We start from the raw sequence: 14,218 nt of genomic DNA, 5'->3' as shown, positions 1-14,218 counted from the left end.
CGAATACTCAAAACAAGAGAACGCCAATAAAGAAGAAGCACTCGCAGAGAAGATAAGAGCGACATGGCCTACAGCAAAATTCGTCAACCTAAATTATCAGATGTCATCGAACAGCAACTGGAATATCTGATTCTGGAAGGCACTCTGCGTCCCGGAGAGAAACTTCTTCCTGAGCGTGAGCTGGCGAAGCAGTTTGATGTGTCTCGACCTTCATTAAGAGAGGCGATACAGCGCCTAGAAGCAAAAGGATTGCTGTTGCGTCGTCAGGGAGGCGGTACCTTCGTTCAAACAAACCTCTGGCAGAGCTTCAGCGATCCGTTAGCTGAACTGCTGGCAGACCATCCAGAATCACAATTCGATTTACTTGAAACTCGTCATGCGCTGGAAGGTATTGCGGCTTATTACGCAGCACTGCGTGGCACAGACGAAGATTTCACCCGCATTCGCGCGTGCCATGTGGTTATCCAAGAGGCGCAGCAGAGCGGCGATTTAGACGCCGAAGCCGATGCGGTTATGCAGTATCAGGTCGCAGTGACCGAAGCTGCACACAACGTGGTTCTTTTGCATTTGCTGCGCTGCATGGCGCCCATGCTGGAACAAAACGTTAAACAGAACTTTGAGTTGCTTTACTCACGCCGTGAAATGTTGGCAAAGGTAAACGACCATCGTGCCAGCATTTTTGAGGCGATAGTGGCCCGTGAGCCAGAGAAAGCTCGCGAAGCATCACACCGCCATCTGGCATTTATTGAGGATATTTTGCTGGAGCTTAATCGAGAGCACAGCCGCCGTGAGCGGTCATTGCGTCGACTCCAGCAACGCAAGGATTAAAAACGGATTATGAGAGCTTAGCCCTCTGATAGTCCGTTTTATTGCAACACCACTAGGCAACTAAACCCTGATTGGGCCTGTCTTCGTGTTTTTTCCTACATGAAGAAAACACACGAAGACAGGCTCCTGACAAACCATTAGACAGATAAGGAATACCACCATGTCAGAACGTTTAAACAATGACGTGGACCCGATCGAAACCCGCGACTGGCTGCAGGCGATCGAATCGGTCATCCGTGAAGAAGGTGTAGAGCGCGCTCAGTACCTGATTGATCAAGTATTGGGTGAAGCCCGTAAAGGTGGAGTCAATCTGCCTACCGGAGCGACCAGCCGCAACTACGTCAATACCATCGCGGTAGAAGACGAACCTGCGTACCCAGGTAACCTGGAGCTGGAACGCCGCATCCGTTCAGCGATTCGTTGGAACGCGATCATGACCGTTCTGCGTGCATCGAAAAAGGATCTGGAGCTGGGTGGCCACATGGCTTCTTTCCAGTCTTCCGCAACGGTATACGAAGTCTGCTTTAACCACTTCTTCCGCGCGCGTAACCAAAAAGACGGCGGCGATTTGGTTTACTTCCAGGGCCACATTTCCCCGGGCGTTTATGCTCGTGCCTTCCTTGAAGGTCGCCTGACTGAAGAACAGATGAATAACTTCCGTCAGGAAGTTCACGGTAAAGGCCTGTCCTCTTACCCGCATCCTAAATTGATGCCTGAATTCTGGCAGTTCCCAACCGTATCAATGGGCTTGGGCCCAATCGGTGCAATCTATCAAGCTAAATTCCTGAAATATCTGGAACACCGTGGCCTGAAAGATACTTCTGAACAAACCGTTTACGCTTTCTTGGGCGACGGTGAGATGGATGAGCCAGAATCTAAAGGTGCGATCACTATCGCAACTCGTGAAAAACTGGACAACCTGTGCTTCATCATCAACTGTAACCTGCAGCGCTTGGATGGCCCAGTCACCGGTAACGGCAAAATCGTTAACGAACTGGAAGGCATCTTCGCAGGCGCTGGCTGGAACGTGATCAAGGTTATCTGGGGCGGTCGTTGGGATGAGCTGCTGCGTAAAGACACTAGCGGTAAACTGATCCAGCTGATGAACGAAACGCTGGACGGTGACTACCAGACCTTCAAATCCAAAGATGGCGCTTATGTTCGTGAGCACTTCTTCGGTCGTTACCCTGAAACCGCCGCTCTGGTTAAAGATATGAGCGATGACGAGATCTGGGCATTGAACCGTGGTGGTCACGATCCTAAGAAAGTCTACGCAGCACTGAAAAAAGCGAAAGAAACCAAAGGTCAAGCGACGGTTATTCTGGCTCACACCGTTAAAGGTTACGGCATGGGTGACACCGCTGAAGGTAAAAACATCGCTCACCAGGTTAAGAAAATGAACATGGACGGCGTGCGCCAGTTCCGTGATCGTTTCAACGTGCCAGTTGCTGATGCTGATATCGAAAAACTGCCATACGTTACCTTCGATAAAGACTCTGAAGAGTCCAAGTACCTGCACGAGCGTCGTCAGGCGCTGCAAGGTTACCTGCCAACGCGTCTGACTCACTTCACCGAGAAATTGGAAATGCCTGCTCTGTCAGACTTCGGTTCTCTGTTGGAAGAGCAGAACAAAGAAATTTCTACCACCATCGCTTTCGTTCGTGCCCTGAACGTGATGCTGAAGAACAAGTCGATCAAAGATCGTCTGGTTCCAATCATCGCCGATGAAGCGCGTACCTTTGGTATGGAAGGCCTGTTCCGTCAGATCGGTATCTACAGCCCGAACGGTCAGCAGTATACGCCTCAGGACCGTGAGCAGGTTGCTTACTATAAAGAAGACGAAAAAGGTCAGATCCTGCAGGAAGGTATCAACGAACTGGGTGCAGCATCATCTTGGCTGGCGGCGGCAACGTCTTACAGCACCAACGATCTGCCAATGATTCCGTTCTACATCTACTACTCCATGTTTGGTTTCCAGCGTATCGGCGACCTGTGCTGGGCAGCGGGTGACCAGCAGGCTCGTGGCTTCCTGATCGGCGGGACTTCAGGTCGTACAACCCTGAACGGCGAAGGTTTGCAGCATGAAGATGGCCATAGCCATATTCAGTCTCTGACTATCCCTAACTGTATTTCTTACGATCCAGCATACGCTTACGAAGTTGCAGTCATCATGCATGACGGCTTGGAGCGCATGTACGGTGAAGCGCAAGAAAACGTTTACTACTACATCACTACGCTGAACGAAAACTACCACATGCCGGCAATGCCGCAGGGTGCAGAAGAAGGTATCCGTAAAGGTATCTACAAACTGGAAACTCTGGAAGGTAGCAAAGGTAAGGTTCAGCTGCTGGGTTCAGGTTCTATCCTGCGTCACGTACGTGAAGCGGCTAAGATCTTGGCTGAAGAGTACGGCGTGGGTTCTGACACCTACAGCGTAACATCCTTCACCGAATTGGCTCGTGATGGTCAGGACTGTGAGCGTTGGAATATGCTGCACCCAACCGAAACTCCACGCGTACCGTACATCGCTCAAGTGATGAACGATGCTCCAGCGGTTGCGTCTACCGACTACATGAAGCTGTTCGCTGAACAGGTTCGTACTTACGTTCCAGCCAGCGATTATCGCGTACTGGGTACTGACGGCTTTGGTCGTTCAGACAGCCGCGAAAACCTGCGTCACCACTTTGAAGTTGATGCTTCTTACGTTGTGGTTGCTGCACTGGGTGAATTGGCTAAACGCGGTGAAATCGAAGCATCTGTTGTTGCTGATGCCATTAAGAAATTCGATATCAACCCAGAAAAAGTTAACCCGCGTCTGGCATAAGAGGTACAGAAGAATGTCTATCGAAATTAATGTACCGGACATCGGTGCTGATGAAGTTGAAGTCACCGAAGTGATGGTGAAAGTGGGCGATAAAGTGGAAGCAGAACAGTCTTTGATCACCGTTGAAGGTGACAAGGCTTCCATGGAAGTCCCATCGCCGCAGGCCGGAGTGGTTAAAGAAATCAAAGTTTCCGTGGGCGACAAAGTCGAAACCGGCAAACTGATCATGATCTTTGAAGCCGAGGGTGCAGCCGCTGCTGCACCTGCTAAAGCGGAAGAGAAATCAGCTGCACCAGCTCCGGCGGCCACCGCTGCGGCAAAAGATGTTGAAGTTCCAGATATCGGCGCTGACGAAGTTGAAGTCACCGAAGTGATGGTGAAAGTCGGTGATACCGTTGAAGCTGAACAGTCTCTAATCACCGTAGAAGGCGATAAAGCCTCTATGGAAGTGCCAGCTCCATTTGCGGGCGTGGTTAAAGAGATCAAGATTGCCACCGGCGATAAAGTGAAAACGGGTTCTCTGATTATGGTCTTTGAAGTGGCCGGCGCTGCGCCTGCGACTTCTGCCCCTGCTCAGGCTGCGGCACCTGCAGCCTCAGCTGGCGCATCAGCGGTTAAAGACGTTGAAGTTCCAGATATCGGCGGCGACGAAGTTGAAGTAACTGAAGTGATGGTGAAAGTCGGCGATAAAGTCGCCGCTGAGCAGTCACTGATCACCGTAGAAGGCGACAAAGCCTCTATGGAAGTCCCTGCTCCGTTTGCGGGCGTGGTCAAAGAGATCAAGATTGCGACCGGCGACAAAGTGAAAACCGGCTCGCTTATCATGACCTTTGAAGTGGAAGGCGCGGCACCCGCAGCCGCGACGTCTACCAACACCGCTGCGAAACAGGAATCTGCTCCAGCTAAACAGGAACAGAAAGCTGCGCCAGCTTTAGCCGCTAAAGCTGAATCTAAAGGCGAGTTTACTGAGAACGACGCTTATGTCCACGCAACGCCGGTTATCCGTCGTTTAGCGCGTGAATTTGGCGTGAATCTGGCGAAAGTTAAAGGTTCTGGCCGTAAAGGTCGTATCCTGCGCGAAGACGTTCAGGCGTACGTGAAAGACGCGGTTAAACGTGCTGAATCTGCACCTGCTGCTGTAACCGGCGGCGGTCTGCCGGGCATGCTGCCATGGCCGAAAGTGGACTTCAGCAAGTTTGGTGAAATCGAAGAAGTGGAAATGGGGCGTATCCAGAAAATTTCTGGTGCTAACCTGAGCCGTAACTGGGTCATGATCCCGCACGTTACGCACTTCGACAAAACTGATATCACCGATCTGGAAGCGTTCCGCAAGCAGCAGAACGAGGAAGCCGCTAAGCGTAAGCTGGACGTGAAATTCACCCCAGTTGTGTTCATCATGAAAGCCGTGGCGGCAGCGCTTGAGCAGATGCCACGTTTCAACAGCTCTCTGTCTGAAGATGGTCAGAAGCTGACGCTGAAAAAATACATCAACATCGGTGTTGCTGTTGATACGCCAAATGGTCTTGTTGTTCCAGTCTTCAAAGATGTGAACAAGAAGAGCATCACTGAACTGTCTCGCGAACTGATGGCCATTTCTAAGAAAGCGCGTGACGGTAAGCTGACCGCGGGCGAAATGCAGGGCGGCTGCTTCACCATCTCCAGCCTTGGTGGTATCGGGACGACTCACTTCGCGCCAATTGTTAACGCGCCTGAAGTGGCTATTCTGGGTGTATCCAAGTCTGCGATGGAACCGGTTTGGAATGGTAAAGAGTTCACTCCGCGTCTGATGATGCCAATGTCTCTTTCCTTCGACCACCGCGTGATTGACGGTGCTGATGGTGCTCGCTTTATCACCATCATCAATAACATGCTGTCAGACATTCGTCGCCTAGTGATGTAACCCCAAAAGCCGGCCAAACGGCCGGCTTTTTTCTTCAAGTGCGCCAATGCTGGTGCTAATACGGTTCAGCATTGGATAGTGAGACTTTCGTCACCCGATCAAAGCTTTACAGAATTGTTAACATTTTTGTAAACTATGGGCAGTACGAGCGTCCCGGTGGTCGATGGGCGTTATGAATGACTCTCCATATCCGTGGGTAATATTCCCGAGGATATACAGGTTGTGAGCCAAACAATGACGTTGGCAGTGATGTTATCAATATGGATGATGTCGCACCCGCCGGACAAACAATAAAGAGGTCATGATGAGTACTGAAATTAAAACTCAGGTCGTGGTACTTGGGGCGGGCCCAGCAGGTTACTCTGCGGCTTTCCGTTGCGCGGATTTAGGTTTAGAAACCATCATCGTTGAACGTTATTCCACCTTGGGTGGCGTATGTTTGAACGTCGGTTGTATCCCTTCTAAGGCTTTGCTGCACGTAGCGAAAGTGATTGAAGAAGCCAAAGCATTGGCTGAACACGGCATCGTTTTCGGTGAGCCGAAAACTGACATCGATAAAGTCCGTGTCTGGAAAGAAAAAGTCATTACTCAGCTGACCGGCGGTCTGGCTGGGATGGCTAAAGGTCGTAAAGTCAAAGTGGTTAACGGTCTGGGCAAATTTACCGGCGCTAACACTCTGGAAGTTGAAGGTGAGAACGGTAAAACCGTGATCAACTTTGATAACGCAATTATCGCTGCGGGCTCTCGTCCAATTCAACTGCCATTCATTCCACATGAAGACCCACGCGTTTGGGATTCAACGGATGCGCTGGCGCTGAAATCAGTCCCAGAGCGTCTACTGGTGATGGGCGGTGGTATCATCGGTCTGGAAATGGGGACCGTTTACCACGCGCTGGGTTCTCAGATTGATGTGGTTGAAATGTTTGATCAGGTCATTCCTGCTGCTGACAAAGACGTGGTGAAAGTGTTTACCAAGCGTATCAGCAAGCAATTTAACCTGATGCTGGAAACCAAAGTGACGGCGGTTGAAGCCAAAGAAGATGGCATCTACGTTACGATGGAAGGTAAGAAAGCGCCGGCTGAGCCACAGCGTTATGATGCCGTTCTGGTTGCTATCGGCCGTGTACCTAACGGTAAACAGCTGGATGCAGGTAAAGCAGGCGTTGAAGTTGACGAGCGTGGATTTATTCATGTCGACAAACAGCTGCGTACTAACGTGCCTCATATCTTTGCTATTGGTGACATCGTGGGTCAGCCAATGCTGGCGCACAAAGGTGTTCACGAAGGCCACGTTGCCGCTGAAGTTATCGCAGGTATGAAGCATTACTTCGATCCGAAGGTCATTCCTTCAATCGCTTACACCGAGCCAGAAGTTGCCTGGGTTGGTATGACCGAGAAAGAAGCGAAAGAAAAAGGCATCAGCTACGAAACCTCCACCTTCCCGTGGGCTGCTTCTGGCCGTGCTATCGCTTCCGATTGTGCTGACGGTATGACTAAGCTGATCTTTGACAAAGAATCTCACCGCATTATCGGTGGTGCGATTGTGGGTACTAACGGCGGCGAGCTGTTAGGTGAGATCGGTCTGGCAATCGAGATGGGCTGTGACGCTGAAGACATCGCGCTGACTATCCATGCTCACCCAACGCTGCATGAATCCGTTGGTTTAGCCGCAGAGATCTACGAAGGTAGCATCACTGACTTGCCTAACCCGAAAGCGAAAAAGAAATAAGTTTTTGCGTTTAATGCGCTGAAATTGCTAAACGGCTCCCTAATTTAGGGAGCCGTTTTTTTTACGATATATACAACCAGTAATGAAGCTGACTGGGGGGGATTTTTTCAGAACCGGTTTAAGTGCGCAGAGGTGGAACTGTTTTTTGGCGGGCTAATCGTCTTTGAATCCGATAAAAAAGGCTGCAGTGAACAGAAGCACGCCAACGATGAGTGCAAATAGGAAGAAGTTCATCCCCCAAACCATGGTGCCACTGTCTAAATCAGTGCGCGTTAAATGATCACCATTGAGCACTAAATATTGAGTCTGCGAGCTATCAATCAGATAAAACAGCGCCGCAATTGCCAGTAATACCGAGGCAATTTGTAGCACCGTAAGATAAAAAGTTTTTGATTTCCTTTTGAACTTCATTTCGCATCCTGCACCTGCTTACAACGATAGAGGATCATAGCGAAAAAATAGGCGACTAGATCCTAGAACAGATCAATATTTATCAGTTTTTGGAATTTAATACTGCCGTAGAAAGGTAAGAATTTGCTTCATGCTATATCTATGTTGCTTTTATGTGAACAGTTTAACAACCGCGTTAAATCCTGATATGCTGGACGGGCATAACCGGGTACTCTACCTATGAAGACCTTAACGAAAGAAAGGTCTTGTTCTTTCGGAGCGTAGGATAACGTTCCAAAGATATCTGACTTACCAGTGACCCGGTGGTGGGTGTGTTCCGTAGTGGGTTATCGCTCAGATGCCAACGTTGGAAACGCACTACGCAACACACCCTCTGCACACATAATGACTCCAACAATGAGAGCGAGGATAAAGTCGTGCTAAAAGAATATCGCGAGCACGTTGCTGAACGTGCGGCAGAAGGCGTGGTTCCTAAACCACTGGATGCGACGCAAATGGCTGGGTTGGTGGAATTACTGAAATCGCCACCGGCGGGTGAAGAGGAATTCCTGTTAGATCTTTTGATTAATCGTGTACCACCGGGCGTTGATGAAGCGGCCTATGTTAAAGCCGGTTTTCTTGCCGCCGTGGCGAAAGGCGAAACAACCTCTCCTCTGGTTTCTCCAGAAAAAGCCGTTGAGCTGCTTGGCACCATGCAGGGCGGTTATAATATCCATCCTCTGATTGACGCTCTCGATGATACTAAACTGGCTCCAATCGCCGCTAAAGCGTTGTCACACACTTTGCTGATGTTTGATAACTTCTACGATGTGGAAGAGAAAGCCAAAGCAGGGAATGAGTATGCTCAGCAGGTACTGAAATCTTGGGCAGACGCTGACTGGTATTTATCACGTCCTGAATTAGCCGAGAAAATCACCGTCACCGTATTTAAAGTGACCGGTGAAACTAACACCGATGACCTGTCTCCAGCTCCGGACGCTTGGTCACGTCCTGATATTCCTCTCCATGCCTTGGCAATGTTGAAAAACGAACGTGAAGGTATCGTTCCTGATCAGCCGGGTAGCGTTGGTCCAATTAAACAAATTGAGTTGCTGAACAAAAAAGGTTTCCCTTTAGCTTATGTGGGGGATGTCGTCGGAACCGGCTCTTCACGTAAATCAGCGACTAACTCCGTATTGTGGTTTATGGGGGATGATATTCCTCATGTGCCAAACAAACGCGCTGGCGGGGTCGTTCTTGGCGGTAAAATTGCACCGATTTTCTTCAATACCATGGAAGATGCGGGCGCACTGCCAATCGAAGTTGATGTGTCTAAGCTAAACATGGGCGATGTGATTGATATTTACCCTTATAAAGGTGAAGTCCGTCATCACGAAACCAATGAGCTGCTGGCCGAGTTTGAGCTGAAAACCGAAGTACTGCTGGATGAAGTTCGCGCCGGTGGGCGTATTCCGTTGATCATCGGCCGTGGTTTAACAACCAAAGCACGTGAGGCGCTAAACCTGCCACAGAGTGAAGTATTCCGTATTGCTAAACCGGTAGCAGATAGCGGTAAAGGTTTCTCATTAGCGCAGAAAATGGTGGGGCGTGCCTGTGGAACCAAAGGTATTCGTCCTGGACAGTACTGTGAGCCGAAGATGACCTCCGTAGGTTCTCAGGATACCACTGGCCCAATGACTCGTGATGAATTGAAAGACTTGGCCTGCTTGGGCTTCTCAGCCGATTTGGTCATGCAGTCATTTTGCCATACTGCGGCTTACCCTAAGCCGGTAGACGTCACGACGCACCATACGTTGCCCGATTTCATTATGAACCGTGGCGGTGTATCACTGCGTCCAGGTGACGGTATTATTCACTCATGGTTGAACCGTATGCTGCTGCCAGATACGGTGGGTACGGGCGGTGACTCCCATACTCGTTTCCCTATTGGGATCTCTTTCCCTGCAGGGTCTGGCTTAGTGGCGTTTGCTGCTGCGACGGGTGTGATGCCTCTGGACATGCCGGAGTCTGTACTGGTTCGATTTAAAGGCAAAATGCAGCCGGGAATTACCCTGCGCGATTTGGTTCATGCCATTCCTTACTATGCGATTCAGCAAGGCTTGCTGACCGTTGAGAAGAAAGGTAAGAAAAATATCTTCTCAGGACGCATTCTGGAAATTGAAGGCTTACCAGAACTGAAGGTTGAGCAGGCGTTTGAACTGGCGGATGCTTCTGCAGAGCGCTCTGCAGCGGGCTGTACCATCAAACTGGATAAGGCGCCGATTACTGAATATCTCAGTTCTAACATCGTGTTGCTGAAGTGGATGATTGCGGAAGGCTACGGCGATCGTCGCACTTTAGAGCGTCGTATTCAGGGAATGGAAAAATGGTTGGCCGATCCACAACTGTTGGAAGGCGATGCCGATGCAGAATATGCCGCAGTGATCGACATCGATCTTGCTGATATCAAACAACCAATTCTGTGTGCGCCAAACGATCCGGATGATGCGCGTCTGCTGTCTGACGTGGCTGGCGAGAAGATCGATGAAGTCTTCATCGGTTCTTGCATGACTAACATCGGCCATTTCCGTGCGGCGGGTAAACTATTGGATGGTCACAAGGGCCAACTGCCAACGCGTCTGTGGGTGGCTCCACCGACCAAGATGGATGCAGCACAGCTGACGGAAGAGGGCTACTACAGCATCTTCGGTAAGAGCGGGGCGCGTGTCGAAATTCCTGGGTGCTCGCTGTGTATGGGGAACCAAGCTCGCGTGGCAGATGGCGCAACCGTGGTTTCAACGTCTACGCGTAACTTCCCGAACCGTTTAGGGACGGGCGCGAATGTGTATCTGGCTTCGGCTGAACTGGCAGCGGTTGCTTCGCTGTTAGGGCGTTTACCGAACCCTGAAGAGTACCAGCAGTACATGGAGCAGGTAGATAAAACTGCGGTAGACACCTACCGTTACCTGAACTTTGACAAGCTGGACCAGTACACTGAAAAAGCAGATGGTGTGATTTTCCAGACTGCGGTCTGATTTGCATCAAATGAGATTAAAAGGGAGGCTTCGGCCTCCCTTTTTTGTCGGGGCTATTCGTTCAGATGAAAAGGCGATCTTATCTCTAGCCGATAATGATAGGGCTAGGCGTTCACCTAGCGTTGCAACTCATAATCTAGACGTAATAATAACGAGCAAATAGTTTACGGGTGACTGTTGTTATGATTGCCAAAATAGATTGTATATACAAGTATGCTTATGATTAGTATTAACGAGAATAATGATGAGGAAAATAAATTGCCCTATATATTGGCATTTCTCTATTGTTAATGACTTTTGGTATCTATCTGTATAAGCCTGATTCGCCCTTGCTCAATAGTAATGACTTCATGATCAATAACTTGCGGGCAGTGACGTTAGTAGCTAATCTGGTTTCCTGATCACTTGGAACATCTCACACACGGCTAGCCTCGAGTCTCATATGCCATCCGCAGGGCACTGTTTATCGGCGCTGTATAGGCATTTTCCGGCAGGCTCAAGCCAACCACTCTACGGGCAAAAAGATCCATGACGACCACCAGATAGCAGCAGCGATCTCCTGCCTAGATATACGTAACATACCCTGTCTGGCTCCGGTACGGCGAACTGATATTCGAGCAGATTCGGCAGGCATGTATGTTCTTGATGGGCATTTTCGTACTGATGTTTTCCGAGCTGGCAACCGTGTGGTTGTCACCAATCTGGCTGCTATCGTGAACCGTTCAGCGAGTCGGACATCAAGAGCGCGGTAGCTTTTTTAATATCGTATTCTGTTCCTCCAGATGGTGAACCTGCTTTTCTAGCTCGCGGATGCGCATCTGTTCTGGGGCGATGGGTGCTGCAGAGGGCATAATACCCTGATGCTCTTGCCGGAATTGGCGTACCTAACACTTAAGTGGGAGAACCGACGTTCATCGCTCGATATGAGTAACTACATGGCCCGCTAAGAAAGCGGGCCGCGCACCTTTAGTGCAACCTCTGTTGTTAATGCGACGTAGCCTTGTCGGGGAAGCATTTATCCATGGCAACAGGGATGCTTTTATAGGCGGGGATCCCAGATTGTATATCATAATTTCCTAATGCCAACATATGGCTGGCTTCAGGGAAATAAGTAACGAGCGAACGATCAGCCATATCGTATATCACTACAGTCAATCCCAACATTGAACGAGTACTGCGCTTTCCATCTGGTAATAACGCAACTAAATTGACTTTGTCACCCGCATTTACACCACATTGTCTTGCTTGTGTTGTGCTAATGAAAACAACATCACGCCGCCCAAAAACTCCGCGATATCGATCATTCATTCCATACAAGGTTGTATTATATTGATCATGACTACGAACGGTAGCTAATACTAACTCACTATTAAAAGCCGAACGAGGATCCTCTAGCAGTCCCTTTGTTGAAATGAAATTCGCTTTTTGGGATGCAGTCAACCAACATCGTGTCGCAGCGGCATTCGGTAGATAAAATCCCCCCGGTTGTTTAATTCGTTCATTGAATTTATAAAACTCAGGGATTACTGCTTCAATTGCATTACGAATATTATCATAATCAGCCACCATAGTACGCCATTTGACCACACTGTTCAGTAGTGTAGATTGAGCAATTCCCGCAATAATGGCACACTCAGACATCAGTGTGTTGCTAGCCGGTTTTAATAGTCCTCGAGACGCATGAACCATTGACATAGAGTCTTCGACAGTGATCGATTGAGCTCCGCTTTCCTGCATATCAATTTCTGTGCGTCCAAGAACAGGGAATAGGTAACTCTGCTTGGCAGTAAGTAAGTGTGAACGATTCAGTTTAGTTGCTAAATGAACTACTAAATCTAATTGCGTCATGCGTTCAAACGTAACTGTTCGGTCTGGCATCGCAACCGCAAAATTTCCTCCCATACAAACCAAAGCTCTAGCGCTTCCTTCACAGATAGCTTTCATGCTTTCAATTGCGGCATGACCAAATTTTTTAGGCGGCACAAAACCAAAATGCTTTTCTATATTGTTAAGCATTGACTCTGAAGGCTTCTCGGTGATACCGACAGTCCTATCGCCTTGTACATTAGAATGCCCTCTTAATGGGCAGATCCCCGCACCTGCTTTTCCTATATTACCTTTCAATAATAATAAGTTTATGAGTTGTTGTACGTTTTGCGTGCCATGTTGGTGTTGAGTTATTCCCATACCGTAGCAAATAATCGTTCGCTCTGATTGAGCATAAATGTCTGCTAGACTTTCAATTTGCTCATAAGTTAGGCCAGAGACTTGAGTGATATCATGCCAGTCAGTATTCAAAACATCGCTGCGTAAATCTTGAAATCCTTGGGTATGATCACTGATAAACGCTTCATCCAGAAACCCTATATTTCCCTCCGCTCTTTGTTCATCATGCTTTTCGATTAATCGTCGCATCATCCCTTTGAGCAAGGCGACATCGCCTCCAATTCGGACATGAAAATAAGCGTTAGCCAACTGTGTTTGAGTATTAGTTAACATTTCTATTGGATTTTGCGGTGCTGTAAAACGTTCTAATCCACGCTCTTGCATAGGGTTTATTGCAACAATTCGAGCACCACGCAATGCGATTTCACGTAAAGATGTCAACATACGGGGATGATTTGTCCCAGGATTATGCCCAATGCAAATAACTAAATCACAATGTTCAAAATCATCGAGCGATACAGTACCTTTCCCTACACCGATGCTAGCCGCAAGACCGACACTTGTCGGCTCATGACACATATTAGAACAGTCAGGAAAATTATTAGTACCATACTCTCTGGCAAACAACTGATATAGAAATGCTGCTTCATTAGAGGTTCGTCCTGATGTGTAAAACTCTACCACATCTGGGTCATTATATTGCCTTAGCTGCGTACCAATCTCATCAAATGCAACTTGCCACTCTATGCGTTCAAAGCAGTCTTTTGTTGGGTTATATTTTAATGGATGTGTCAGACGTCCACTATCTTCAAGTTCAAAATCACTCCATTCAAATAGCTCAGATACTGTATGATGCGCAAAGAATTCGGGGGTGGCTCGTTTAGAGGTTGCCTCCCAAGATACTGCCTTTGCTCCATTTTCACATATATCAAATGAAGCTGTATGATTGGGGTCTGGCCAAGCACATCCAGGGCAATCAAAACCTTCAGCTTTATTCATGTCAAATAGCGCAATAACATCATGCCGAATGTTCATTTGTTCGCGCAATGCTTTTGCAACGGCTTTTAAGGCTCCCCACCCACCTGCAGGGCCAGAGTAAACTTCAATTTTTTTATTCATTATCAATTTCCTGCAAAGTGCTGTGAAGTGAATATACCCATATACTTAGTATAGCTATACTGGATAGATTGCAACTCGTTACGGGATAGGACTTTTAATTGCCAACGATTTTAGTTTCGTTCTCCAAACAATGAGAAGAGACTCGGTTATCATTACGACACTCAATATAATTTCCTACCATGTTTCCTCTGCCGTAACTAAGAGGATATAAAAGCATAGGTTGTTAA

Annotated in this window: 7 protein-coding genes and 1 pseudogene; 5 read left to right on the top strand and 3 right to left on the bottom strand. The window is 48.4% G+C overall.

Annotated features, from left to right (window positions below):
- The first annotated feature begins 63 nt into the window (after nt 1-63).
- The 4 genes from pdhR to lpdA all read left to right on the top strand — a co-directional run bounded on the left by pdhR (nt 64) and on the right by lpdA (nt 7,281).
- On the top strand, nt 64-828 hold the full coding sequence (gene pdhR, locus K9N75_RS17760; RefSeq protein ID WP_004094492.1) for a pyruvate dehydrogenase complex transcriptional repressor PdhR: 765 nt from the start codon (nt 64-66) through the stop codon (nt 826-828).
- Nucleotides 829-988: 160 nt separating this feature from the next.
- Nucleotides 989-3,652: a pyruvate dehydrogenase (acetyl-transferring), homodimeric type gene (gene aceE, locus K9N75_RS17755; protein WP_008814576.1), complete on the top strand. Its 2,664-nt coding sequence runs from the start codon at nt 989-991 to the stop codon at nt 3,650-3,652.
- A gap of 13 nt (nt 3,653-3,665) precedes the next feature.
- Nucleotides 3,666-5,552 (top strand): pyruvate dehydrogenase complex dihydrolipoyllysine-residue acetyltransferase, encoded by a 1,887-nt coding sequence (gene aceF / locus K9N75_RS17750; RefSeq protein ID WP_224451962.1) that lies wholly within the window; start codon nt 3,666-3,668, stop codon nt 5,550-5,552.
- Nucleotides 5,553-5,856: 304 nt separating this feature from the next.
- Complete coding sequence (lpdA, locus tag K9N75_RS17745) at nt 5,857-7,281, top strand: dihydrolipoyl dehydrogenase (RefSeq protein ID WP_020303577.1); 1,425 nt, start codon at nt 5,857-5,859, stop codon at nt 7,279-7,281.
- A 153-nt stretch (nt 7,282-7,434) separates the two neighbouring features.
- On the opposite strand, the gene K9N75_RS17740 is transcribed toward lpdA, so the two are convergent.
- A complete protein-coding gene (locus K9N75_RS17740; protein ID WP_008814574.1) occupies nt 7,435-7,692 on the bottom strand; it encodes a hypothetical protein in 258 nt (85 codons plus the stop codon).
- A gap of 416 nt (nt 7,693-8,108) precedes the next feature.
- Here K9N75_RS17740 and acnB point away from each other — a divergent pair, with 416 nt between their 5' ends.
- Nucleotides 8,109-10,706 carry a bifunctional aconitate hydratase 2/2-methylisocitrate dehydratase gene (acnB, locus tag K9N75_RS17735; protein ID WP_224451961.1) on the top strand — a complete coding sequence of 866 codons (2,598 nt, stop codon included), beginning with the start codon at nt 8,109-8,111 and terminating at the stop codon, nt 10,704-10,706.
- A 428-nt stretch (nt 10,707-11,134) separates the two neighbouring features.
- Here the strand turns inward: acnB and K9N75_RS17730 are convergent.
- Both K9N75_RS17730 and K9N75_RS17725 read right to left on the bottom strand, forming a co-directional pair.
- Nucleotides 11,135-11,590: pseudogene (locus K9N75_RS17730) on the bottom strand (transposase); the annotation flags it as partial.
- Between the two features lie 100 nt (nt 11,591-11,690).
- Nucleotides 11,691-13,991 (bottom strand): FdhF/YdeP family oxidoreductase, encoded by a 2,301-nt coding sequence (locus K9N75_RS17725; RefSeq protein ID WP_224451960.1) that lies wholly within the window; start codon nt 13,989-13,991, stop codon nt 11,691-11,693.
- Nucleotides 13,992-14,218: the final 227 nt, after the last annotated feature.

The sequence above is a fragment of the Hafnia paralvei genome (genome assembly GCF_020150375.1).
Taxonomy (GTDB): domain Bacteria; phylum Pseudomonadota; class Gammaproteobacteria; order Enterobacterales; family Enterobacteriaceae; genus Hafnia; species Hafnia paralvei.
This window is presented reverse-complemented; position numbering and strand designations above follow the sequence as displayed.

Excerpts from the sequence above, each read along its gene's own strand:
- pdhR (WP_004094492.1), top strand. The coding sequence starts at position 64 with ATGGCCTACAGCAAAATTCGTCAACCTAAATTATCAGATGTCATCGAA.
- aceE (WP_008814576.1), top strand. The coding sequence starts at position 989 with ATGTCAGAACGTTTAAACAATGACGTGGACCCGATCGAAACCCGCGAC.
- aceF (WP_224451962.1), top strand. The coding sequence starts at position 3,666 with ATGTCTATCGAAATTAATGTACCGGACATCGGTGCTGATGAAGTTGAA.
- lpdA (WP_020303577.1), top strand. The coding sequence starts at position 5,857 with ATGAGTACTGAAATTAAAACTCAGGTCGTGGTACTTGGGGCGGGCCCA.
- K9N75_RS17740 (WP_008814574.1), bottom strand. The coding sequence starts at position 7,692 with ATGAAGTTCAAAAGGAAATCAAAAACTTTTTATCTTACGGTGCTACAA.
- K9N75_RS17725 (WP_224451960.1), bottom strand. The coding sequence starts at position 13,991 with ATGAATAAAAAAATTGAAGTTTACTCTGGCCCTGCAGGTGGGTGGGGA.